17 protein-coding genes are annotated in these 23664 nt (G+C 40.3%); 9 read left to right on the top strand and 8 right to left on the bottom strand.

The genetic code is table 11. The annotated features are described in order from the left end of the window. The first annotated feature begins 98 nt into the window (after positions 1–98). The 4 genes from AACZ88_RS06115 to AACZ88_RS06100 all read left to right on the top strand — a co-directional run bounded on the left by AACZ88_RS06115 (position 99) and on the right by AACZ88_RS06100 (position 4236). Positions 99–1235 carry an SPFH domain-containing protein gene (locus tag AACZ88_RS06115; RefSeq protein WP_339707705.1) on the top strand — a complete coding sequence of 379 codons (1137 nt, stop codon included), beginning with the start codon at positions 99–101 and terminating at the stop codon, positions 1233–1235. A 128-nt stretch (positions 1236–1363) separates the two neighbouring features. Then, entirely contained in the window at positions 1364–2446 is a 1083-nt protein-coding gene (locus tag AACZ88_RS06110; protein WP_339707702.1) for a DNA helicase PriA, read from the top strand. Next, on the top strand, positions 2443–3174 hold the full coding sequence (locus AACZ88_RS06105) for a metallophosphoesterase (RefSeq protein WP_339707699.1): 732 nt from the start codon (positions 2443–2445) through the stop codon (positions 3172–3174). Before AACZ88_RS06110 ends, AACZ88_RS06105 begins: the two co-directional genes overlap by 4 nt. A gap of 63 nt (positions 3175–3237) precedes the next feature. Next, positions 3238–4236, top strand: a complete 999-nt coding sequence (locus AACZ88_RS06100; RefSeq protein WP_339707697.1) for an acyl-ACP desaturase — start codon at positions 3238–3240, stop codon at positions 4234–4236. Between the two features lie 66 nt (positions 4237–4302). Here AACZ88_RS06100 and AACZ88_RS06095 read toward each other — a convergent pair whose 3' ends face one another. The 6 genes from AACZ88_RS06095 to AACZ88_RS06070 form a co-directional block, all read right to left on the bottom strand. Beyond that, positions 4303–4845, bottom strand: a complete 543-nt coding sequence (locus AACZ88_RS06095) for a hypothetical protein (RefSeq protein WP_339707694.1) — start codon at positions 4843–4845, stop codon at positions 4303–4305. 1518 nt (positions 4846–6363) lie between these two features. Continuing rightward, positions 6364–7917 carry an aldehyde dehydrogenase family protein gene (locus tag AACZ88_RS06090; protein ID WP_339707691.1) on the bottom strand — a complete coding sequence of 518 codons (1554 nt, stop codon included), beginning with the start codon at positions 7915–7917 and terminating at the stop codon, positions 6364–6366. Positions 7918–8000: 83 nt separating this feature from the next. Further along, on the bottom strand, positions 8001–8360 hold the full coding sequence (locus AACZ88_RS06085; RefSeq protein ID WP_339707688.1) for a DUF1304 domain-containing protein: 360 nt from the start codon (positions 8358–8360) through the stop codon (positions 8001–8003). Between the two features lie 90 nt (positions 8361–8450). Continuing rightward, complete coding sequence (locus AACZ88_RS06080; RefSeq protein WP_339707685.1) at positions 8451–10082, bottom strand: CHASE domain-containing protein; 1632 nt, start codon at positions 10080–10082, stop codon at positions 8451–8453. Positions 10083–10168: 86 nt separating this feature from the next. After that, positions 10169–10702 (bottom strand): 3-hydroxyanthranilate 3,4-dioxygenase, encoded by a 534-nt coding sequence (locus AACZ88_RS06075; RefSeq protein WP_339707682.1) that lies wholly within the window; start codon positions 10700–10702, stop codon positions 10169–10171. 219 nt (positions 10703–10921) lie between these two features. Continuing rightward, positions 10922–11398 (bottom strand): CAP domain-containing protein, encoded by a 477-nt coding sequence (locus AACZ88_RS06070; protein WP_339707679.1) that lies wholly within the window; start codon positions 11396–11398, stop codon positions 10922–10924. Between the two features lie 380 nt (positions 11399–11778). On the opposite strand from AACZ88_RS06070, the gene AACZ88_RS06065 reads away from it, so the two are divergent. Then, positions 11779–17295 (top strand): MG2 domain-containing protein, encoded by a 5517-nt coding sequence (locus tag AACZ88_RS06065; RefSeq protein ID WP_339707676.1) that lies wholly within the window; start codon positions 11779–11781, stop codon positions 17293–17295. Positions 17296–17328: 33 nt separating this feature from the next. On the opposite strand, the gene AACZ88_RS06060 is transcribed toward AACZ88_RS06065, so the two are convergent. Then, entirely contained in the window at positions 17329–17760 is a 432-nt protein-coding gene (locus AACZ88_RS06060; protein WP_339707674.1) for a hypothetical protein, read from the bottom strand. Between the two features lie 281 nt (positions 17761–18041). Beyond that, a complete protein-coding gene (locus tag AACZ88_RS06055) occupies positions 18042–18545 on the bottom strand; it encodes a CvpA family protein (protein WP_339707672.1) in 504 nt (167 codons plus the stop codon). 230 nt (positions 18546–18775) lie between these two features. Between AACZ88_RS06055 and AACZ88_RS06050 the strand changes: the two genes are divergently transcribed. The 4 genes from AACZ88_RS06050 to glpK all read left to right on the top strand — a co-directional run bounded on the left by AACZ88_RS06050 (position 18776) and on the right by glpK (position 23588). After that, positions 18776–19132, top strand: a complete 357-nt coding sequence (locus tag AACZ88_RS06050; RefSeq protein WP_339707669.1) for a hypothetical protein — start codon at positions 18776–18778, stop codon at positions 19130–19132. Between the two features lie 140 nt (positions 19133–19272). Further along, positions 19273–19581 (top strand): antibiotic biosynthesis monooxygenase, encoded by a 309-nt coding sequence (locus AACZ88_RS06045; RefSeq protein ID WP_339707666.1) that lies wholly within the window; start codon positions 19273–19275, stop codon positions 19579–19581. 79 nt (positions 19582–19660) lie between these two features. Continuing rightward, complete coding sequence (gene pbpC / locus AACZ88_RS06040; protein ID WP_339708217.1) at positions 19661–21970, top strand: penicillin-binding protein 1C; 2310 nt, start codon at positions 19661–19663, stop codon at positions 21968–21970. A gap of 136 nt (positions 21971–22106) precedes the next feature. Then, a complete protein-coding gene (gene glpK / locus AACZ88_RS06035; RefSeq protein WP_339707663.1) occupies positions 22107–23588 on the top strand; it encodes a glycerol kinase GlpK in 1482 nt (493 codons plus the stop codon). Positions 23589–23664: the final 76 nt, after the last annotated feature.

Below are 23664 nucleotides of genomic sequence, written 5' to 3'. Positions count from 1 at the left end.
TATGACCGTTCTATTTGTGTTCTGGAAATAGCTTATCATCCTTTTTGCCCACTTTAAAGAAATGCCTATCTTTTTGAAAAATTTAAAATAGCCGTAAAATGGATTTATTCAACGAAATCAAAAAGAAACTTAGCCATGAATTTATAGATATTATCGAGTGGTTAGACAATACCAATGACACGATTGTGCATAGGTTTGAGCGCTATCAAAACGAGATAAAGAACAATGCGAAACTAATTGTGCGAGAAGGTCAGACCGCAGTATTTGTCAATGAAGGTCAATTGGCCGATGTATTTAAGCCGGGCACGTATACACTGAGTACTAAAAACTTGCCTATTTTGACTACTTTGAAAGGATGGAAATACGGCTTTGACAGTCCTTTCAAGGCAGAAGTGTACTTTGTAAATACACGACTCTTTACTGATGAGAAATGGGGTACCAAAAACCCGTTTATGCTAAGTGACGAAAGGTTTGGTCTAGTTGAAATACGGGCCTTTGGAACGTACAGTTTCAGAATAAATGACCCTGGGAAATTTGTGGTCGACGTGGTCGGTACCGATGGAAATTTCACAAATTTTGAAGTAAATGAGCATTTAAAGAGTTTAATCGTCACCCGTTTTACCGATACTGTAGGTGAAGCTAATTTGCCTATTGAACTATATGCCGCGAATACGAGTGAGTTGTCTGAAACTTGTCGTGAAGTAATGCAGCCTGAATTTGGGCGTGTAGGTATTGAATTGGAGAAGTTCTATATTGAAAACGTTTCAATGCCGGAGGAGCTTAAGAAAGAAATATTTGAGTATAGTCGATTAGATAAGCTTGATATGGTCAAACTGTCTCAGTTCAAGGCCGCAAAGGCAATGGAAGCTGCCGCTAAAAATGAAGGTGGTACCGCGGGTGCGGGCATGGGCATGGGCATGGGTTTTGTGCTGGCTCAGCAAATGGGGAATATGATGAATCCGCAAGCTGCACAGCAACCCTTTGGTGGTCAACAGCCCCAGGCTATGGCCCCGCCACAGCTGCCCGCGCAGGTCGTGTACTTTTATGCCGTTTCCGGTCAACAGATGGGTCCGGTTTCCTTTGAAAAACTAAAGGAACTTTTTGCCGCCAGAACGATAAATAGAGATTCTTTGGTTTGGAAACAGGGCATGGCCAATTGGACGGCCTTAAAAGAGGTAGAAGAGCTTAAGTCGTTTTTAGGAGGGAATACGCCGCCGCCGCTACCAACAACATAACATTTCGTTCAAAACAGCTGTAGAAAAGGAAGAAAATCTTTTAATTGATACTTCAGGCGGCCGTTGCTATATTCGAACAATTTATTTCAAAAAATTCCCAAAATTCTTGGGAACGATAGGTGTTTTTCATGGAAGAAACCAAAAAATCGGAAGATAAAAAGTCGTGCGCTAATTGCGGTGCCGAAATGAAATTTAAACCCGGTTCGCATCAAATAAAATGTGAGTATTGCGGTTATGAGGCGTTTATAGAACAAACGAAAAGTAGTTTTGAAGAGCTTGAGTTGGAACACTATTTAAAAGTGGTGGGCCAAAATGCGCATACCGAAACCATAGATTTACTCAATTGTAAAAATTGTGGGGCCAATCAGCATGTTGAGGAAAATTACAAATCCCTTAACTGTGTGTATTGTGGAGAACCCTTGATTCGGGAAGATATAGAAAGGGAAGGCTGGATTTTGCCCGGGGCCGTTCTTCCTTTTCAATTAGACCGAAATAAAGCCCTTGGCATTTTTAAAAATTGGGTAAAAGGTATTTGGTTTGCTCCCAACAATTTAAAACGGGCATCGATCGATGCTGAAGGTCTTCATGGTCTTTATGTGCCTTATTGGACATTCGACTCCAATTTACATGCCTCGTATCAAGGGGAAAGGGGTGATTATTATTATGAGACACAAAGGGTAAGAACAAAAAATGGAACCCAAACCAAACAAGTACGAAAAACAAGATGGTCACGTGCGTCGGGTAATGTTAACGGTTTTGTTGATGATATTTTGATTAATGCATCCCAAAAAAAACGAAGAGACCTTCCTTCAAAGATCGCTTTTTGGAATGTTAAGGAACTAGTTCCCTTTAACTCCAATTACCTATCGGGGTTTGTCACTGAAAAATATACGGTCTCATTAAAAGAGGGGCATCATCAATCGTTTCAAGAGGCAAAGAAGATTGCACACCAATGGATTCGCCGTGACATCGGCGGTGATACCCAAAGAATTCATCAAGCTGATATCAAATTGACCGATGAAACTTTCAAGCATATTTTGCTTCCTGTTTATATTAGCTCATATCGCTATAATGGTAAAGAGTACCAGTTTTATATTAACGGTCAAACCGGTACTCTGAGTGGAACAAGACCCTACTCTTTTTGGAAAATTTTCTTTTTGATTCTATTTATCATTGTAATAGCTGTCATAATTACGATTTTTGCACAATGAATTCAAGAATATTAGTTATAGGAGATATACACTCTGGGTTGAAAGCCTTGAAACAGCTGCTTCAAAAAGCGAAGGTTACAACAAAAGACAAGATTATTTTTTTAGGGGATTATGTCGATGGATGGAGTGAAGCTGTTGATACCGTCGACTTTTTGCTTGATCTACGATCGACCCATAATTGCATTTTTATACGGGGAAACCATGATGAGCTCTGTTACGAATGGCTTCGTGATAGGGAAGATAATCCACTTTGGTTACAGCATGGAGGTAGGGCTACAAGGGCTTCTTATGAAAATGCAAGTAAAAAGACCATTGAGCAGCATATGCACTTCTATGAAAATTTGGAAAACTATCACCTAGATTCCGAGAATAGACTTTTCTTACATGCAGGTTTTACCAACCTCAAAGGTATTGACCACGAATACTTTAAAAAAACTTTTTACTGGGATCGAACACTTTGGGAACTGGCACGCTCTTTGAATCCGGCGTTGTCAAAAACCGATAATTACTATCCACAACGTTTACGTAATTATGAAGAGATTTATATAGGCCATACTCCTATTTCAAAAACTGGCTTGGCCGAACCTGAAAAGGCAGCGAATGTTTGGAATATTGATACGGGTGCAGCCTTCAAAGGACCACTTTCAATGATTGATGTCGGTACCAAACAAATCTACCAAAGCGATCCGGTATTTACGTTTTATCCGCAAGAAAATGGCAGAAATTAAAAATTGCTGTTATTTTAAATGATTTTATTATATTATTTGACGAAATTTGTAAAAAAGCAGCGAATGCCCACAAAGAATATAAGATTAGAGGTAATGCAGGCGATTGAGCCTCAGGTGGAGGGATTTATGGAATCTTTCTTGATTCCTATTGAGGATATATGGCAACCATCTGATTTTTTGCCAGATTCTGAGAACGAAGGGTTTTTAGATGCTGTAGCCGATTTGCGAGGTGAGTCAAAAGAACTGGGTTACGATTTTTGGGTTACGATGGTCGCCGATACCATTACTGAAGAAGCACTGCCGACATATGAATCTTGGCTGATGGATGTTGAAGGGATCGATCAACATGGGGAAAATAAAACCAACGGATGGTCTAAATGGGTACGTGCTTGGACCGGTGAAGAAAACCGGCATGGTGACGTGCTAAACAAGTACCTCTATTTATCGGGAAGAGTGAATATGCGTGAGGTAGAGATTACCACCCAACATTTGATTTCTGATGGTTTTGATATTGGTACCGATCGAGATCCCTATAAAAACTTTGTTTATACCTCTTTTCAGGAGTTGGCCACCAACATTTCACACAAAAGGGTAGGTCAGATGGCCAAGAAAAAGGGGAATGTGCTTTTAGGTAAAATGTGTACTATTATCGCTGGCGATGAGATGAGGCATCATTTGGCTTACAGAGAGTTTGTGAAGACAATTATGGGAGAAGACCCTTCTGGTATGATGTTGGCTTTTGCAGATATGATGAAAAAGAAAATAGTTATGCCTGCCCATTTTTTAAGAGAGTCGGGGGGAACTATCGGAACGGCCTTCGAAAATTTTTCGAATTGTGCACAGCGCTTAGGAGTATATACGGCTCAAGATTATATTGATATTCTAAAGAAACTGAATGCTTATTGGCAAATTGATTCTGTAAGAAGTCTTTCAGATGAGGCGGAAAAAGCAAGAGATTATTTGGTAAAACTACCAGACCGTCTGCAACGTATTTCTGAACGAATACAACACCCTCAGGATCAGTACCGATTTAAATGGGTCGAGGCTAACGGAATGGTTTAAACTTTTGGCATTATAGTGCATAAAAAAATCCGATTCTACATGAATCGGATTTTTTTTATGTTACACTTATAGTTTTCCGTGGTCATGTTCGTCTTGCCATCTGGCTAATTCGACCCATTTTCCTTCAAAACACATTTTTGCCTGCATGGGCCACGATGCGGGGTCATGAACTTTAAAACGACTTCCGCCGCTCCTTAAGATTTCCTGACACTGGGCCACTGCTGTTTCAGACAATGATTGCCATGTGTTTATTCCTGCATTGCGGAACATTTCTTCTATTTTAGGTCCAATACCCTCGATAATTTTTAAGTCATCCTCTTTTATGGTTTTACCCATAATCGCCGTTGCCCTTGAGGCGTCAAAGGAAGCCAAGGTTACTTCCGGTGCAATTGTTGCGATGGGGGGCTCGATTTGAGAAGAAAGCCTGTCTCTGCAAGCGTCAAGATCAGCTTGTAATTTGATTTTTTCTTTCTCAAAAAGTGCAAGATTTCCCGAATTGTCAACCGATGTGTTTTTTCCTTTGCCATAGCGATACCCGAAATAGGCAGAAAGGGCACCAATTAAAATAGTTAAAATCCAGTACCCGGGAGTTACAGTTGAAAAATCCATATGTTTTTTGTTTAGGGTTCATCGGTCGATCCGCCATATATCATATTTGAAGTTGGGGAAGGTTCAAACGTATAAGATGCTATTGATTTTTAATTAGTTTTCTGATTAGCAATGTATTAAAAAAAAATTAAAAAGATGTTTCAAAAGTAGGCAGCTTTTATAACCAGAACAACATGAATATCAGACTTGGGTAATTTCAGGTTTTTCATAATATGGCACGAATAATTCTTGTAGTTTATCGAATTCTATATGCTACCATTCGAACATGGCTTTGCCGTAATCATACATTTTATTTCTCCTGTCATACAAAAGTGCTTGTAATCAGTTGTTTGCCGAGTTATTTTTAAAGTAATATGAATCTATAAACAGATGAATCATGAAAATTACTATTAATTTTTTCAAGATGGCATTATTGATATTTGCAATTGTGTTGACTTCAAGTGTAAGGGGTATGGTTCGGCCATTATTGCTGCCAAAGCGAACTTTGGGTAAAACGAACTTTAATCGAAATGGAGTCAACTTAGACTAGTCATCTTTATAGTACGACCTCAATTCCATTTCGTATGGTAATGTTTACAATTGCTGCTCTATTTTTTCCTTCTATCTTAATATAGTTAATTTCTTCCAGGGAAAGCGTTGTCCGAAATTCTGCTGTTCTGAACAACCATCACATGGTAAGTTTAAAGGTTTTTCTTTCTTGCTTTTCAGGTTTTTAAGCTGATTTCAAAACAGACGTTTCCTTTCCAACCGATTCAAACGTTGTTTTACCAACTATACAAAAATGTGCTACAATTATACAAGCTACTAAGACGAGGATACATAAGTATCTGTAAGTCAATGTTTATATGGCTATTTTTAAGTATTGAAAGAATAGAGAAACATTTAAAATGAAAACCAAGATGATACATTTTTTGACGTTTTGCTGTATGGTATTAGTATTAGGCGCGCAAGCGCTACTAAAAGGTAGTTGGGCAGTCGAGGAAACAAAACCCATTAAAACCGATCAAGGTACTAAAGATTAGGGTTTCGTAAGTTAAGCGGAATCACAGAAGATAGTTGTTTGAGTTAGTTTAGTTAGTGTTTAAGAAACCGCTGTATTTTCAAAAAATTGCCGATCGGGGGAACGGGCAACAAAAGGGAAGTACAGCGGTTTTTCTATTCTCAAACGAAAGAATTGTTTAAAGGTGTTCACCTTTATCGTAATGGGGGTATTAATTAATAAGAAGAATAATTGAATCGGCCAACCAAAGCTTTTAGCATCCGGAACTAAAATGCTGCTGGAAAAAATTGGCAGTAAAAGGCCCCTGATCGTTTGAGCCAGTTGCGCTTTTTGAGGTAATGAAGGAGCTAAACGGCCAGGAGCTTTTTGCTTTGTGGTATTTTAAGATGTACTCAGTCTTTATGTACGAGGTTTAAAACTATAGTTTAATCGCCCGCTGTTTTTTTGACTTGCCGATCGGGGGAACGGGTAAGTCGAGTTGCAGCGGGTTTTATTTTAATATTTTAGCAAAGCACATGCTATAAATCAAATTTGATTCCTTGTGCCAAAGGTAATTCTGTGGTATAGTTAATCGTATTTGTCTGCCGTCGCATATATACTTTCCAAGCATCTGAACCACTTTCACGACCGCCACCGGTTTCCTTTTCGCCCCCAAAGGCACCGCCTATTTCGGCACCTGAAGTTCCTATATTTACATTGGCAATACCACAATCGCTTCCGGCAACGGAAAGAAAAAGTTCTGCTTCCCTAAGATTGTTGGTCATGATTGCTGACGACAACCCTTGAACTACACCGTTCTGTATTTTCAGGGCACTTTCGATATCTCCAGAGTATTTTAAAAAATAAAGTAGCGGTGCAAATGTCTCATGTTGTACGATTTCATAATTAGGTTGGGCTTCGGCGATGGCGGGTTTAACGTAACAACCACTTTCATAACCCTCGCCTTCTAGAATTCCTCCTTCAACAATCATATTCCCTCCTTGATCGACAACTTTTTGCAAAGCATTTTTATACATAGCGACCGCATCGGAATCTATCAATGGACCAACATGATTATTCTCGTCTAGCGGGTTTCCTATACGTAGTTGTTTGTAAGCGTCGACCACGGCATTTTTAACCTTATCATAAATCGACTCATGGATTATCAATCGCCTTGTTGAGGTACAACGTTGTCCTGCTGTGCCAACTGCCCCAAAAACAGCGCCGATTACGGTCATTTTGATGTCGGCATCGGGGGTTACAATAATGGCATTGTTTCCGCCAAGTTCCAATAGCGATTTTCCTAAGCGCGCCGCCACGGCCTGTGCAACAGTTTTTCCCATTCGTATCGAACCTGTTGCCGAAACCAACGGAACTCTTTTATCGGTGGTCATAAATTCGCCAACTTTATAATCTCCGTTGATAAGACAAGAAATACCTTCAGAAAGATGGTTTGTTTTAAGAACTTCAGCGGCTATATTTTGGCAAGCAACTCCGCATAAAGGTGTTTTTTCCGAGGGTTTCCAAATACAGACATCACCACAGACCCAAGCGAGAGCGGTGTTCCATGCCCATACGGCAACGGGGAAGTTAAATGCCGAGATAATGCCCACCACTCCCAAAGGATGATATTGCTCGTACATTCTATGGCCAGGTCGTTCAGAATGCATTGTCAGCCCATGCAGCTGTCTTGAAAGACCAACTGCAAAATCACAGATGTCGATCATTTCCTGTACTTCACCAAGACCTTCTTGATAACTCTTACCCATTTCATAAGAGACTAATTTGCCCAAAGGTTCTTTAAGCTCTCGAAGCTTATCACCAAACTGGCGTACAATTTCACCACGCAACGGGGCAGGTTTGAGACGCCAAGTCTCAAAAGCTTGGGTCGCAGTATTTATAACTCTGTCGTAGTCTGACTTTGATGTCGTTTTTACCTTGGCTATTAATGCGCCATCTACAGGGGAGTATGAAGAAATTGATGGCCCAGTTGCGAATTTCTGTGAACCGGTAGCAGTTCCATCATTTATTGCTTCGATACCCAATTGTTCAAGGGCTTTATCAATACCAAATACGGATGCAATTTTTGACATTTTACAACTTTTTATAGATATATTGTTAGATTTAAGACAAAGCTACAAATAATAGCTGTCTTCTAATGGCTCGCAAAGGGTATTCAGCTTATAAGAAACAGTATGGCCAATAATGCTGGAAGTGCCTGTATGAAAAATATTTTCTTTTCAACGGTCAAGGCTCCATAAATACCGGCAATCGTGACACAGGTTAAAAAGAAAAGGGAAATATTAGTTTTCCAAATAGGGTTGTCTATAAAGAAGGTCCAGATGAGACCGGCAGCTAAAAACCCGTTATATAGGCCTTGGTTGGCTGCCATCGCTTTTGTAGGTTCGAACAACTCCGAAGGAAAGCCTTTGAATATTTTTCTTCCTTTAGTTGTCCATGCGAACATTTCAAAATATAGAAAATATAGATGCAAGAATGCTATAACACCGATTAAGATAGCGCTGATTACCCTCATGACAATTTAAAAACGGTTGACGTTGATAAGGCTTATATGAAACATATATCCCGTGCGTACAAGATATGAATTTAAGTCTTGCCAATGGTTTTACTTTTCAACCTTATTTGCAAAAGCGACCTTAAAACGGCTACCCTTTTCGTCGGATTCATAGGAGAGGTTTGCCGAGATTTGTCTGCATAAAGACCGTATTATTTCAAATCCGATACCACTTGCTTTGGTAATATCAAAATCTTTTGGCAATCCTTTGCCATTATCATAGACCATCAGTTCGACCTCGCCGTCATAACTTTTTACTTCGATATGTAATTGATTTGATTTAGTTGGATCTCCATAGGCATGTTTTAGGGCATTGGTCACAAGTTCAGAAACAATGAGCGCCAAGGGTACTGCGTAATCTAGATCTATAGATATTTCAGGACAATCGATATTGTATTCAACTGAAGGAAATACCTTTTTCTGATAGGCCATTAAATCAACAAGGTATTCATATAGATTGACCGCTTTGGAATCTCTATCTTGATAAATTTTTTGGTGGGTCAATGCAATTGCCAAAATACGTGCTTGGCTATCTTCCAAAGCGGTAATAGCCTCTTTGCTCGACAGCTTCCTTTTTTGCATGTTCATTAGGCTCGAAGTGATTTGAAGGTTGTTTTTTACCCGGTGGTGTATTTCCCGTAATAAGTTTTCCTTCAATTCGTTTGACTCTTCCAATTCTGCCGTACGCAATCTTACTTTGGCCTCTAATCGGCGGTTATAATCATCACGTTTTCGAACCAATGAAACAATGAGAAAAGTAGCCAAGAGTGTTAGAAATGCCGCAACGTAGGACTCGTATGCGTGGGGAAAAGACTGGTATTGATCCCTAGCCACAAAACGTACTTCCCAGAGATGATTTGCTGCCCTTAATTCGATTGGCAGTGCTTTTGTCTCAATTTGTTCTATCTTTTCACCACTATAATACAGCAGCGTATTGTCGCTTTTCTCATAGATAGCTATATCTAGAAATTTTAGTTCCGAGGCCAAGGTTTGTTCAATGAACATGTCCATTCTATATACCCCGGCAACAATGCCCTTCACACTATCTGTTGAGCGGTGAAAGACTGCTTTTACTGCTAAAAAGCCTCGGGAGACATTATTTTTTACTACCAGTTCTATAGGGCCTGAAATGGAGAGTTTGGTGGTTGCAATGGCCGTATCGATAGTCGATTTTCGAACACTTTCGGAATACGTATCGTAACCCAGGGCATCACGCAGAGGCTCTACCGGGTTGAGAAGTTCTATGGGGAAGTAAACTTCCCTTCGTTCCGCATCGATAAACTGATTGTCGGATCCGATTTGCCGAATGAATGGTGAATTATTACCATTTCTTTCGGTTCTTTCGAAATATTCTTCTTTCGAAATGTCCAATACTTTTGGAGACCATTCTAATGCACCTATGCCGTAGAGCTGGGTTAAAAATGGATCTGTGAACTTTTCAAAAACCTCTTGGGTGATACTTGTTTTCTTTTTATTTTCAAAAAAGAAACCCATTGATTCTAGAACCAAATTAATTTTATTGATTTCCTCTGAAAGTCGTAAGACTACTTTTGACGTAGCATTTTCAACAATAGCCTTTTTTTGTTGAACGAACTTGTCATTGATGGCAAAAAAAAGATAAAGAGATATGGAAACTCCAGTAAATAGTACTGTAAAATATTTCAGAATTTGCCTTCTTGTCATAATAGTGTAAGATACTTAATCGTCATAACATCGAAATAACAATAAGGCCAATGAAACCTCTATTTTTTTTAAACTTTCTGAAGTAACTAGCCAATAAACCTAGGGTCGACTGGCATTATGGTACCACAATTATCACAAGTACGAAGCTCTTCCGATTTATAGAAATGCTTGAAATGTCCTAGAAAATCTTTTTCGATGTCGTTTAGAGTGAAATAAACGTCATAGAGCTTATGGTTACAATTATCGCAAAACCAAAGAAGTCCGTCTTCAACGTTCATATTGGCCCGCTTTCGTTCAATGACCAAACCTATTGAATCTTTATAGCGAACAGGCGAGTGGGGTATTTTGGCAGGGTGTAGATACATGTCTCCGGGCCCGAGTTTCATGGTCTTTTTTTTGCCGTTTTCTTGAATATGAACCTCAATGTTTCCTTCGAGTTGGTAAAAAAGTTCTTCGGTCTCATTGAAATGATAGTCTTTGCGGGCATTGGGGCCGGCAACAACCATCACAATATAGTCGCCGGCGTCTTTGTACAGATTCTTGTTTCCTACGGGAGGCTTAAGTGTGTCTCTGTTTTCGTCGATCCATTTGGTGAGGTTGAAGGGTGGGGGTATTGCCATTGTTTTTGATGTATAAAATTCATGGTGCCAGGTGGTCGGTGGACCATCACCTTGGACCAGCTATCACCTGTCAGCTCATCAAAATTAAGAAAACAAAATTTGATTTAAGATACTATCTGTAGAAACAGTTCACCAAAGTGACATATTGGGAGTCGTCGATATACCGTAAATGAAAGTCTTTACGATAAAAATGGCGGAGATTTACGACAAAATCTAGATTTAACGGAAAAACAACTGGGTATAATAGAGTTTTCCCTGTAGGTCTTTTTTGACACTGACGGCTGTATGGGTAAATTCGCCCTCAATAGTCTTTCGATGATCAGAACTCTCAAGCCAGTTTTCAAAGGCCTCTATTGCCGTTTCATAATCTTTGGCAACGTTCTCGGCCACATATTGGGCGTTTTCCTGAGAAGAAATACTTGACGCTCTTGCACTGAAGTTGTCATGGCTCAAATTGCCCTTGGAAATCATGTAATCAGTGTGTTCATTGGCGTAGGTATAGGCAACAGCACTGAATTCTAAAGCTGTAGCGCCCTTAGTTTCTCGGTAGTTATTGACAACCCTGAGCAATTCGCTCTCAATATCAACATTGTTTTCAGCAACTGGTTTGTCAGCAATTTGTATCGATTCTTTACTACAGGATATCGCCACAAATGCAAACAAGACCATGAAGGCATGGTATAATCTTATCTTCATAATAGTGTTCTTATTACGCAAACAGGTGTTCTAAACCTAAGTAGGTAGTAAATGGAGGGTTCTCGTATTCGAGAATTATGTAAATGAAAGTTGATAGGGGAAGAATCAACAGTGTAATATTAATGAATATATCACCCAGTGTTGTGTTAAATGATTTTTTTTCGACGAACTACGCTTTTCTATAAAATTGTTGTAATCTAAATAAGACAAGTCTTATAATCTTTAAGGGAATGACTACGGAAAATACGATTTACTTTTAGAGTGCTCGCCGCACAACCATGTCTTGAATTGACCCTTTTCTCCAAACCCGAATTAGCATTGACTTTGAAGTGCATCCATAGAAATTGAGTAAATTTACAGAACTAAAACAATCTGCGAATATGCGCGCAAAAGCAATAGTTGTATTGTTCCTAATTATTCTTTCGGGATGTACACCAAAAAAAGGCAATACACTAGAGCAGTATGATAATCTCGACAATTTTGGGGATTATATTTCCGAAGTAAGCCATGGAATTATTTCTGCTCAATCTGATGTTCGTGTAATATTGAGCCAACCCGTTTCTTCTTGGAGCGGTGGTGATGAATTGAATATGAACCTGCTTCAGGTCTCACCGGATATAAAGGGGAAAGTTGTGGCTCTTGATGATAGAACTATTTCTTTTGTTCCTGAAAACGGACTCGAACAAGACACTCAATATCGCTTTACTTTGGCTTTGCAAGCTATCATCGAAGAAGTTCCTGATGACCTAAAAACATTGACTTTCGGGGTTAAAACGTTAAAACAACAATTCAATGTTTACACCAACGCGCTTCAATCGTATTCCAAGGAGCGGCAGTTTATTGAGGGACAATTACGTAGTGCCGATCAGCTTACCTTGGAAACCGTAAAACACTTGGTCACGGCCGTGCAAAACGGCAAATCAATTCCCATCAATTTCGATGATACTGCGCAAAAGGGAACCCAATTTTATTTTAAAATCGATAGTATACAGCGATTTGAAGAAGATTCAGAATTGGAGATTTCTTGGGGCGGTTCTGATTTTGGTATTGAAAGCTCAGGAAAGAATACGATCAAGATTTCGGGAAGAAGCAATTTTACCGTACTTGGCGCCTCTGTTGAAAGGGGAACGAACCAATTAGTGCTCGTGAATTTTTCCGACCCCATAAAAAAAGGCCAGAATTTAGAGGGTCTAGTGGTTCTTGATGGTGACGACAATCTCAAATATGCAGTAGACGGCAATACCATAAAAGTCTATCCTTCCAAAGAAATTAAAGGTACCGTTAATCTCGAAATTTTTGAAGGTGTCGAAAGTGTTGACGGCCATAAATTAAAAGTTAAATTTGAAGAACACATCGCTTTTGAACGGGCAAAGCCGCAGGTACGTTTACTATCCAATGGTACCATTCTACCTTCATCAAACAATTTGAAAATCAATTTTGAAACAGTCAGTCTCAAGGCTGTCGATGTTTCGGTACTAAAAATATATGAAAATAACATTTTACAGTTTTTGCAGGGCAACAACCTTGATGGCAATTACAATTTGCGCTCAGTGGCCCGCCCTATTGCTACAAAGAAAATAAGTATTCCGGATGATGGGGCCGATTCGCAGTTAAAATGGACGGCGCACGCGTTGGACTTAAGGGCGCTAATTTCTCCTGAGGTAGGGGCCATGTATCGGGTCGAGCTTAGTTTTAAACCTTCGTATAGTACCTATAGCTGTTCGTCGACCAATTTTGAACCACAACTCGATAGTGCCGAGAATTTTGATGAGGAAAAAGAAAGTAGTTCATGGGATGGAATAGAGGGCTATTATGATAATACCTATTACAATTATGATTGGAACGAACGTGAGAACCCCTGTCATACTTCCTATTATTATGATAAGAAAGTAGGTGTCAATATATTGGCTTCTGATATTGGTGTTACGATAAAGAAAGGTGCCAACAAAAGCTATTTTGTGGCGGTCAACGATATTGTGAATACGAACCCGATTGCCGGGGCCAAGGTTGTTTTTTATAATTTTCAACAACAGGCTATGGGTCATGTCATCACCGAAGACAATGGTACTTCGGCTTTTTATGCAGACCGAGTGGCTTATTTTGCCATTGCCGAATATAACGGCCACAAGACATATATAAAATTGAATGATGGTAATGCCCTTTCGATAAGCAAGTTTGACGTGTCGGGGGTAGAATTACAGAAAGGTATCAAAGGGTTTATTTTTGGGGAACGTGGTGTGTGGCGTCCCGGTGACCACATTTATCTGTCTTTTATACTGAACGATAATGCCAATAAGTTGCCACAAAACCATCCGGTTAAATTAGAGTTTCTAGACCCTTATAACAAAATTGTACATCGGGAAATCAAAACAAAGGGGCTGAACAATTTTTATCTGTTTGATTTGATAACTGATGACAATGCACCGACAGGGAATTGGTTGGCCAAGGTATCGGTCGGAGGAGCATCGTTCACAAAAACAATTAAAATCGAGACGATAAAACCCAACCGATTGAAGATTCTTGCAGATTTTGAAAAAGAGTTGCTTTCAGGGGAGGCCCCATTATCGGGTAAACTAGAGGTGAAATGGCTGCATGGGGCGATCGCAAAAAATTTAAAAGCTGATATTACGGCAAAATTTAATTCTTCGACAACTACTTTTAAAGACTTTCCAAGTTTTGTTTTTGATGATCCTACCCGAATCTTTTCCACTGAAGATCAAGTTGTTTTCGATGGAAAAATTGATGCTTTCGGCAAGACTAATTTCAAGATCAATCCACAATTGGCCACTAAGGCACCTGGGATGTTGAACGCTGCTTTTGTAACCAAAGTCTATGAAAATGGCGGTGATTTCAGCACCGATGTATTTGTCAAACCTTATTCTCCGTATACAACCTACCTTGGGTTGAGCGTTCCAAAAGGTGATAATACACGGGGAATGCTCTTGACAGATACACCGCACACTTTTGAAGTGGTATCTGTTGATGAGAAAGGAAATCCTAAAGCGACAAAAAATCTCAAAGTGACTGTACACAAGGTTAATTGGCGATGGTGGTGGGATACTTCTGCGGATAACCTCAGTAGTTTTAATAGTAGTAATTATCGGGAAAAAGTTTTTGAAAAAACACTGAATACCGATTCGAATGGAAAAGCCTCATTTGATTTTGAATTGAAATATCCGGCATGGGGGCGTTATTTGGTACGCATTGAAGACGAAAAAGGGGGGCATGCTACTGGAAGGACCGTCTATATCGACTGGCCGGGATGGGCAGGAAAATCTAGAAAAAACGACCCATCTGCTGCCACAATGTTGGTTTTTTCTACAGATAAAGAACAGTACAAAGTGGGAGAGACGGCCACTGTAACATTTGCTAGTTCTAAAGGTGGCCGGGCTTTGGTGACCATTGAGAACGGTACCGAAGTTTTGGAGTCGCGGTGGGTGGAAACACGTCAAGGAGAGACAAAATTCGATATTGCAATAAATGAAGGATATGCACCGAACGTATTTATCAGTATTACATTATTACAGCCGCATGCTGCAAGTATCAACGATTCGCCGATTCGATTATATGGGGTGTTAGGTATTGGAGTGGAAAATCCTGAAACAAGATTACAACCTAAAATTTCTATGCCTGAGGTGTTGACCCCTGAGGAAAATGTTAAAGTGAAAGTAAGCGAAAAGCAAGGCAATGCAATGACATATTCGATTGCCATCGTTGATGAAGGACTTTTAGACTTGACGGGTTTTAAGACACCTGACCCTTGGGATATTTTCTTTGCAAAAGAAGCCTTGGGGATAAAAACGTGGGATGTCTATGATGATGTCATCGGTGCTTTTGGCGGTCGTATCGATCAAGTTTTTGCGATTGGTGGTGATGATGAACTTGCAGGAGCAAGGAATAAGAAAGCAAACCGTTTTGAACCTATGGTGCTACATTTGGGGCCTTTCGAATTGAAAGAAGGAGAGACTAAATCGCACACCGTAAAAATTCCCAAGTACATAGGTTCAGTACGTACGATGGTGGTCGCGGAACATCCGGAAAAGGAAGCTTATGGAAGCATTGATAAAACCACTGCGGTACGCAAGCCGTTAATGGTCTTGGCTTCATTACCACGAAAAATAACCCCTGGTGAGAAAGTGATTTTACCGGTGACGGTTTTCGCGATGGAAAGGAAAATCAAAGATGTAACGATAAAACTTCAACAGAACCAATCGTTTAAAATAATTGGAGAAGCCACTCAAAAATTGACGTTTGCGCAACCTGATGAAAAAATGGCTTATTTTGAGTTGGAGATTGTTGATTTTGAAGGAATTGGAAAGGTGGTTGTTGAAGCATCCGGCAATGGAGAGAATGCCTCTTTTGAAATCCCTGTGGATGTCGTAAACCCCAATCCGTTGACTACAGAAGTCCAAGAGGTAATTTTAGATGTCAATAAGGAACATACTTTTGATTTAAAAACCTTTGGTATTTCAGGAAGCAATACCGCACATGTTGAATTTTCGACATTACCGCCTATGAATTTCAATGGAAGAATGCAGTATTTGATCCGTTACCCCCACGGGTGTGTAGAACAGACCACTTCTGCTGCTTTTCCCCAATTGTTCTTGGCGGATATCTTTGACGTGGATGTGTCCCGGAAAAACCAGATACAGCAAAATGTAGAAAATGCTGTTCAGCGTTTGGGAAAATTGCAGAACAGCGACGGTGGATTCTCCTATTGGCCAGGGCAGCAGCAGGCTGATGATTGGGGAACAACTTATGCCGGGCACTTTTTATTGGAAGCCGAGAAGAAGGGGTATGTGCTTCCTATCGGGTTTAAATCGGGCTGGGTGAAATTCCAACAGAATATGGCAAAGCAATGGCGTTCTGAATCTGGGAATTCTGATTTGGCGCAGGCTTATCGATTGTACACGCTGGCGTTTTCAGGAAATGCAGATGTGGCAAGTATGAACCGATTACGTGAAACAAGCGAACTTTCTAATGAGGCCAAGTACCGACTGGCGGCGACCTACGCATTGATCGGACGGGCAAATATTGCGAAGGCCTTGTTGGGTGGTGCTTCGCTCGACTTTGATGGTTATACACACAATGCCTATACTTATGGTTCTGCAGATCGAAATAGGGCCATGGCTTTAGAGACTTTGGTACTTCTAAAAGACAAAGCGAAATCTCAACAAACGGCAAAGACTTTGGCCAAAGCACTGAGTGAAGAGCGTTGGATGAGTACCCAAAGCACGTCGTATAGCCTTTTGGCCATGGCAAAATTTGCCGAAATGGTTGGCGGAAAGGGTATTGAAGCAAGTATGATGATAAATGGTACTTCAAGAAGTGTAAGTACCTCAAAGACTTTGGCGAGCCGAAACCTGAACATTAAAAATGGCAATAATCACATTTTTCTCAAGAATGAAGGACAGAATACACTTTACGTGAGCGTTGTCAATAATGGTGTTCTACCAATTGGCGATGAAAGGACAATACAGCGTAACCTCAAGGCCAGTCTGGTGTTTAAGGGTAGAAATGGATCTCGAATAGATGCTTCACAAATAATGCAGGGAACAGATTTTGTGGGAGAAGTGACTTTGACCAACACTACGGGTAACACTATCAAAGATTTAGCATTGACGGAGATTTTTCCCAGTGGTTGGGAAATTGTAAATACCCGCTTCACAGACTTCGGGGAATTCGCTGAAAATCAAGTAACCCATACGGACCTTCGTGACGATCGGGCCCATTTTTATTTTGATATGGAAAAGAACGAGACCAAAACCTTCCGCATACTATTGAATGCCTCTTATCTTGGGCGTTATTATTTGCCCGGAATTCAAGCAGAGGCCATGTACGATAATGATTATGCCGTACGAACCGAAGGGCAATGGGTCGAGGTGGTTCGGCAGTAGAAAGCATGTTTGTTTATGGTAGGGTAAAAGAATCTATGAAGCAATCGATTTTGAGTCCGAAAGATTTTTTGCCCAAGCAATAGCGTTCTCTAAATTTGAGAAACGCTCTGTTGTGGTTTGTACAAAAAGCTTCTCTAAAAGTGCATTGTAATGTCCAGATTGACTGTAGCTTACAATTCCGTAACCTTTTAATTTGTTGCTGAACCTAAAGAAATTCATCCAATCCGTTGGTTTGCATGAGTAATTATTTATTCTATTGGTTATGAACACCAAATCACTGCCGTCGCTATCATATAGTTCTAAGATTTTGGTGCTGGCTTTTTTTCCATGGTCTTCCCAAGTATATATAATATCTTCATATACTTCGGCAACCACAAAGCCATCGAAAAGGTAATAATTACCAAAAGGGAGATTGAGTTCTTGTATGGCTTCCTTATACCTTGGAGAGTTTTTTAAGCTATTCAATATCAACTGTTTTTGGATTTGGGGCCAAGGTCAAGAAAAATTTGATAATTCAACATTTTCTTCGGTTAAAGGCTATGATATTCTTTAGGCCGTAGGTTTTACGCTTTTATAAAGTGCTGAAAACTGGTATCTTACGTTTTTTATAAATGATCTTCACATCATTTGCGACCGATTGTATAAAAGGTTGAAAGGTAGCGCTACGTAGCTGAACATAGCGCTCGCTGATTGAATTTCTCGGTTGTTCCGATTACTGTCTGTTGAGTGGCGGGTATTTCAATTTTTTATTCGCTTTTGATACTATCCTCTTTTTTTAAAACCTTGGCAAATACAAAAGCCCCTATTTCTTTAATAGGTTCATAGAGTATCGATTCTTGCACCTTTTCGTTTTGCACTAGTTGTGTTGAAGTATTTACTCGGTCGAAGAATATCAAAAGTGCCCCAAGTATTACGGCAACCTTTAAGGCTCCAAAAATACCGCCGGCGACTTTATTAAGCAGGCCAAGCATAGCAAAATCCGCAATTTTGGTCAGAAATTTTCCTGCGATATGCACTACCATAACTATGCCGATAAACGTAATGACGAAAGCGGCGATATTGATATACCGTTCTTCCCAATCCATATTTTGAGCGAGATAGTCCCCGGCATAATAGGAAAAATGAATGGCCCCGTAGATTCCCGCGATTAAGGCGATAATCGAAGCAATTTCCACAAAAAGGCCGTTTTTAAGACCCCTCCAGAGGCCATATAGCAAGAGTAAGCCCAAAATAATATCTAAAAAACCCATAGTCGAACGTTTGTGTAAAAGTAATATTTTGATTTGTACCTTTGGTGATTAATGGTTGTTCCTCTGAATTCGGGACTAAAGGAGAAAGGTAATGGGGTTTAGGTCAATACCATCGAAACACTTTGAAATAAGCCATTATTCGATGAATTTTGCCCAAATTACAGGGAGAAAGGCTGATTTTACAGTATTAAGCATCCATCTTAACAAAAAAATAAAAGCTTAAAAAAGAGATGTCAAGAGACGTAGAACTTAAAGAACGTTGGGGGGTACTTGTAGCGAAGCTTTCCGCTCAATTTTCAGACAATGACCCTTTAGACTTGGATGCCATTATTTATCTAGTGGGAATTCAAGAGTTGGGGCAGTATCACAGAAAGTATAAAAAAGACGATAAGCTAGACCTTATGCATATTGCTATCTGTCGCTTATTGGAACCTTATGGGTATTATGAATTTGATTTTTTTGATGCGGAAGGCTGGCCACATTATAAGATAAAGGAAGAATTACCGGCATTAAAGGCCGGGGAGCAATCCGTACTGATGAAAGAGGCTATTGTGGGTTATTTTTTGGAGAAGGAGTACATTATCTAATGACATTTCGACCCGATTTGCCAAAGGCAGGCAAAATGAAGGGATTTGCTTGTCGGTGTCTTGATGGTCTCATTGTATGAAAAAATAGCTGTTTTACGTAGGTTGAAAAGATTCTTGCGCTACAGTCGAAATGATGAAAAATGAAAACGAAACCGCCCTATTACGCCGTAATCTTCACGAATCAGAAAACCAAAACAGATGATGGCTATAGCGAAATGGCGCAAAAAATGGAGACGTTGGCCAAACGACAACCCGGCTATATCGATTTAGAGAGTGCAAGCGGTGAGGTAGGAATAACTATAAGTTATTGGGAAAGTCTCGAAGCTATTGCGCAATGGAAATCAAATACTGATCACTTGTTCGCCCAGCAGAAAGGTATTTCTGATTGGTACCTCTGGTACAAGGTGCGTATTTGTTTAGTCGAACGGGAATATGAATTTGAGAAATAAAAATTTTGGGAGAAATCGCTTTATTTTTAATGGCCTAACAGGTCTAGTTCACTGGACTAAACAGCATTTCAAAAAATTGATGCTTTTGGTTATTTTATTCACGGCCTACTATTTCTGTCTTCCTAAAAAATTGTTCAACGATCCTACGGCTACGGTTATCGAGAGTAGATCGGGCACCCTATTAGGCGCCCTGATTGCAGATGATGGTCAATGGCGGTTTCCTGTGGTTGATAGTGTACCCAATAAGTTTAAGGAGTGCGTAGTGCAGTTTGAAGACGCCTATTTTTATAAACACCTAGGGTTTAACCCTGTTTCAATGGGAAAGGCTTTTGCAGCCAATGTTTCCGAGGGAAAAACGGTTCGGGGTGGAAGCACCCTTACCCAACAAATAATTCGCCTCTCTAGAAAAGGAAAAAAGCGGACTTATTGGGAAAAATTCATAGAATTAATTTTAGCCACTCGATTGGAACTTCGTTCTGGAAAAGATGATATTCTAAAATTGTACGCCAGTCATGCACCATTTGGGGGCAATGTTGTCGGCTTAGATGTCGCCGCATGGCGGTATTTCGGACTCCAACCACACCAGCTGTCTTGGGCCGAAGCGGCAACCTTGGCCGTATTGCCGAATGCTCCGAGTTTGATTTATCCGGGTAAAAACCAGGCAAAATTGTTGGCTAAAAGAAACCGGCTTCTTCAGAAACTTGTATTTAAAAGCATTATCGATAGCACAACGTATAACTTGGCATTACTAGAAAAGTTGCCTAAAAGACCTTATGCCTTGCCGAAAACAGCGCCTCATTTGGTACAGTATATGGTCAAAGAGAACAAAGGGAAACGTATGGCAACTACCATCGATGAGAATTTACAAGACAATGTAAATGCTCTCGTTGAAAGGCACTATCAAAGTCTTCGACAGAATCAAGTTCATAATGCCGCTGTTTTGGTGCTGAATGTAAATACGAGGCAGGTTCTTGCATATGTAGGCAATACCCAGACTACGGTAGCCCATCAAAAAGATATTGATATGGTTCAGGCGAACCGAAGCACAGGTAGTGTCATGAAGCCTCTTTTGTATGCCGCCATGTTAGATGCCGGGGAACTATTACCTGACATGTTGGTGCCTGATGTACCCACACAGATTGCGGGCTATACTCCAGAAAATTTCAATGAAGATTACAGCGGGGCGGTTCAGGCAAAAAAGGCCTTGGCACGTTCGCTTAATATTCCTGCCGTTCGCTTGTTGCAATCGTACGGGTTGAAAAAGTTCCGAGATCAACTTGACCTGTTTGACTTGCGAGGGTTGAATAAATCGGCCGATCATTATGGGTTGACTCTTATTTTGGGGGGGGCAGAAACAAACCTTTGGGACCTCTGCAAAACGTATGCAAATATGGGGTCGACCATTAATCATTTTAATAATTCTTCGAGTGAATATTTTTCAAATGAATTTACAACGCCAATACTTAAAAAAGACCAAGCGGTCGATTTTGGTGTCAAATCCTCGGAAAAAATAATTTTTGATGCGGGCAGCATGTATCTCACATTTGAAGCTATGAAGGAGGTCAATCGCCCTGAGGGAAGCGAGTCTTGGGATTTTTTTGACAGCAGCAAAGAGATAGCTTGGAAAACGGGTACGAGTTTTGGCAATAAAGATGCATGGGCTATTGGCTTGACAAAAGACCATGTAGTCGGTGTTTGGGTCGGAAATGCCGATGGTGAGGGTAGACCAAATATTAGCGGGGTGAATAGTGCGGCCCCTATTTTATTCGATGTGTTCGATGTACTTCCCAAGAGCAAATGGTTCTTAAAACCGTTGGATGAGTTTACTGATATTGAAGTCTGTTCCGAAAGCGGATTTTTGGCAACTACCGATTGTCCCAATAAATTAATTTCGATTCCCAATAAGCAAAATTTTGTAACGTCTTGTGGTTACCACCAAATGGTACAGTTGGATGCCCAAAGCCAATTTCAGGTTAATTCTTCCTGTACAAATTTGGCAGGGACGGTCTCAAAATCATGGTTTGTTTTGCCTCCCTTGATGGAATTTTATTATAAAAGAACACACCCTAATTATAAAGTCTTGCCTCCCTTTCGCTCCGATTGCGAAAGCACCAATGTGCCTCCTATGGAATTTATATACCCCAAAGATGAAAGCCGAATTACTTTAGCTAAGAATTTCGATGGAAACAAAAACGAATTGATAGTAAAACTGGCACATACAAAACCAGAGACTGAAGTTTATTGGTATTTAGACAATAGGTTTATCGGCAAGACCAAAAACTTTCATGAAAAGGGTGTTTTGCCTTTGGGAGGGAAACATAAGATTACGGTGGTTGATGCATTGGGTAATGAAATTGCCATTTCGATAAGCGTTATCAATGAACTTTGATATGGAAGGTTTAAGTATTATATTTAACAGTTCTCGAAATATTGGGAATCTGCAGTTCCACTTGAATTAGGAAGCGCAAATCACTGTACGATTTTAAGGGCAACGGCCCGAATTTCAATAATTAAAGCAAAAACACATGAAATATATCATTTCCCTAGACCAGGGCACCACAAGTTCACGCGCTTTGTTGGTAGATCAAGAAGGAAAAATACAAGGAATGGTGCAGCAGGAGTTTAAGCAGATTTTTCCGAAGTCAGGCTGGGTCGAACATGATGCCAACGAAATTTTGGAATCCCAATTGGGTGTGCTCAAAGAGTTGCTTAAAAAGAAGAAAGTGTCGGCTACGGATATAAAAGCGATAGGCATTACCAATCAAAGGGAAACTACGGTTGTTTGGGACAAAAATACCGGAAAACCAGTTTACAACGCCATTGTCTGGCAAGATAAACGTACCGCCGATATTTGTGAGCATTTAAAGAAGAGCGGACTAGAAGAACACGTTCGTAATACCACTGGGCTGGTCATTGACTCCTATTTTTCCGGAACCAAAGTAAAATGGATACTTGACAATGTCGAAGGTGCCAAGGCCAAGGCAGAAAATGGAGATCTTTCTATGGGAACCATCGATTCTTGGTTGGTTTGGAATATGACGAATGGAAAAGAGCACGTCACCGATTATACCAATGCCTCCCGTACCATGATTTACGATATCGTAAATCTAAAATGGGATGATAAAATGTTAAGGGCACTAGGTATTCCAAAGAGTATGTTGCCAGAAGTAAAGCCTTCGGCCTATCATTTTGGCGATTATGAAATCGATGGTGTAAAAATTCCGATTGCAGGCATTGCCGGTGACCAGCAAGCTGCACTTTTCGGACAGGGATGCTTTAAAAAAGGAATGGCAAAGAACACCTATGGTACAGGCTGCTTTATGTTGATGAATACGGGCGATAAACCTCAATTCTCCAAAAATGGATTGTTGACCACGATTGCCTACGGACTCGACGGAAAGGTAAATTATGCTTTTGAAGGCAGTATTTTTATTGCTGGAGCCGCCATTCAATGGCTTCGAGATGGTCTTGAATTGATAAAAGATGCCAAAGAAACCGAGGCTTTGGCGAATTCGGTTAAAGGAGACAGTTCGGTATATGTCGTTCCGGCTTTTGCTGGTTTGGGTGCTCCCTATTGGGATATGTATGCCCGTGGCGCTATCTTCGGATTGACCCGTGATACAGGCAAGGCTCATTTGGCAAAAGCAACTCTCGAATCGTTGGCATATCAAACAAAAGATATTTTAAAGGCTATGGAAGATGATTCGGGCCTGCAATTGAAAAATCTACGTGTCGATGGCGGTGCTTGTTCCAATAACTATTTGATGCAGTTTCAGGCCGATATTCTGGATACTGAGGTGCACAGACCCGAAGTCATCGAATCGACCGCTATGGGAGCTGCATTCTTGGCCGGAATACAGGTTGGGCTCTGGTCACAAGAAGATATTGATCAAAATCGTCCTATGAATCGAATTTTTGAACCTAAATTTGACCGTGTAAAAAGAAAAAGGTTATATAAGAATTGGCAGAAGGCGGTCGAACGTACAAAGGGCTGGGAGGAAAAGTAGAAAATTCGTATTTGCGAAAAACCAAACAAGATTTGACCATTGGGTAAAATGCATATGGCGTCAAAGCAAACGGTTG

The sequence above is a fragment of the uncultured Kriegella sp. genome (assembly GCF_963975415.1).
Classification (GTDB): Bacteria; Bacteroidota; Bacteroidia; order Flavobacteriales; family Flavobacteriaceae; genus Kriegella.
This window is presented reverse-complemented; position numbering and strand designations above follow the sequence as displayed.

What these genes read in the sequence shown, in the direction of transcription:
- AACZ88_RS06095 (WP_339707694.1), bottom strand. Translation starts at nt 4,845, where the DNA reads ATGGATTTTTCAACTGTAACTCCCGGGTACTGGATTTTAACTATTTTA.
- AACZ88_RS06065 (WP_339707676.1), top strand. Translation starts at nt 11,779, where the DNA reads ATGCGCGCAAAAGCAATAGTTGTATTGTTCCTAATTATTCTTTCGGGA.
- AACZ88_RS06115 (WP_339707705.1), top strand. Translation starts at nt 99, where the DNA reads ATGGATTTATTCAACGAAATCAAAAAGAAACTTAGCCATGAATTTATA.
- AACZ88_RS06075 (WP_339707682.1), bottom strand. Translation starts at nt 10,702, where the DNA reads ATGGCAATACCCCCACCCTTCAACCTCACCAAATGGATCGACGAAAAC.
- AACZ88_RS06045 (WP_339707666.1), top strand. Translation starts at nt 19,273, where the DNA reads ATGAAAACGAAACCGCCCTATTACGCCGTAATCTTCACGAATCAGAAA.
- AACZ88_RS06085 (WP_339707688.1), bottom strand. Translation starts at nt 8,360, where the DNA reads ATGAGGGTAATCAGCGCTATCTTAATCGGTGTTATAGCATTCTTGCAT.
- pbpC (WP_339708217.1), top strand. Translation starts at nt 19,661, where the DNA reads ATGCTTTTGGTTATTTTATTCACGGCCTACTATTTCTGTCTTCCTAAA.
- AACZ88_RS06100 (WP_339707697.1), top strand. Translation starts at nt 3,238, where the DNA reads ATGCCCACAAAGAATATAAGATTAGAGGTAATGCAGGCGATTGAGCCT.
- glpK (WP_339707663.1), top strand. Translation starts at nt 22,107, where the DNA reads ATGAAATATATCATTTCCCTAGACCAGGGCACCACAAGTTCACGCGCT.
- AACZ88_RS06070 (WP_339707679.1), bottom strand. Translation starts at nt 11,398, where the DNA reads ATGAAGATAAGATTATACCATGCCTTCATGGTCTTGTTTGCATTTGTG.
- AACZ88_RS06050 (WP_339707669.1), top strand. Translation starts at nt 18,776, where the DNA reads ATGTCAAGAGACGTAGAACTTAAAGAACGTTGGGGGGTACTTGTAGCG.
- AACZ88_RS06080 (WP_339707685.1), bottom strand. Translation starts at nt 10,082, where the DNA reads ATGACAAGAAGGCAAATTCTGAAATATTTTACAGTACTATTTACTGGA.
- AACZ88_RS06055 (WP_339707672.1), bottom strand. Translation starts at nt 18,545, where the DNA reads ATGGGTTTTTTAGATATTATTTTGGGCTTACTCTTGCTATATGGCCTC.
- AACZ88_RS06105 (WP_339707699.1), top strand. Translation starts at nt 2,443, where the DNA reads ATGAATTCAAGAATATTAGTTATAGGAGATATACACTCTGGGTTGAAA.
- AACZ88_RS06090 (WP_339707691.1), bottom strand. Translation starts at nt 7,917, where the DNA reads ATGTCAAAAATTGCATCCGTATTTGGTATTGATAAAGCCCTTGAACAA.
- AACZ88_RS06110 (WP_339707702.1), top strand. Translation starts at nt 1,364, where the DNA reads ATGGAAGAAACCAAAAAATCGGAAGATAAAAAGTCGTGCGCTAATTGC.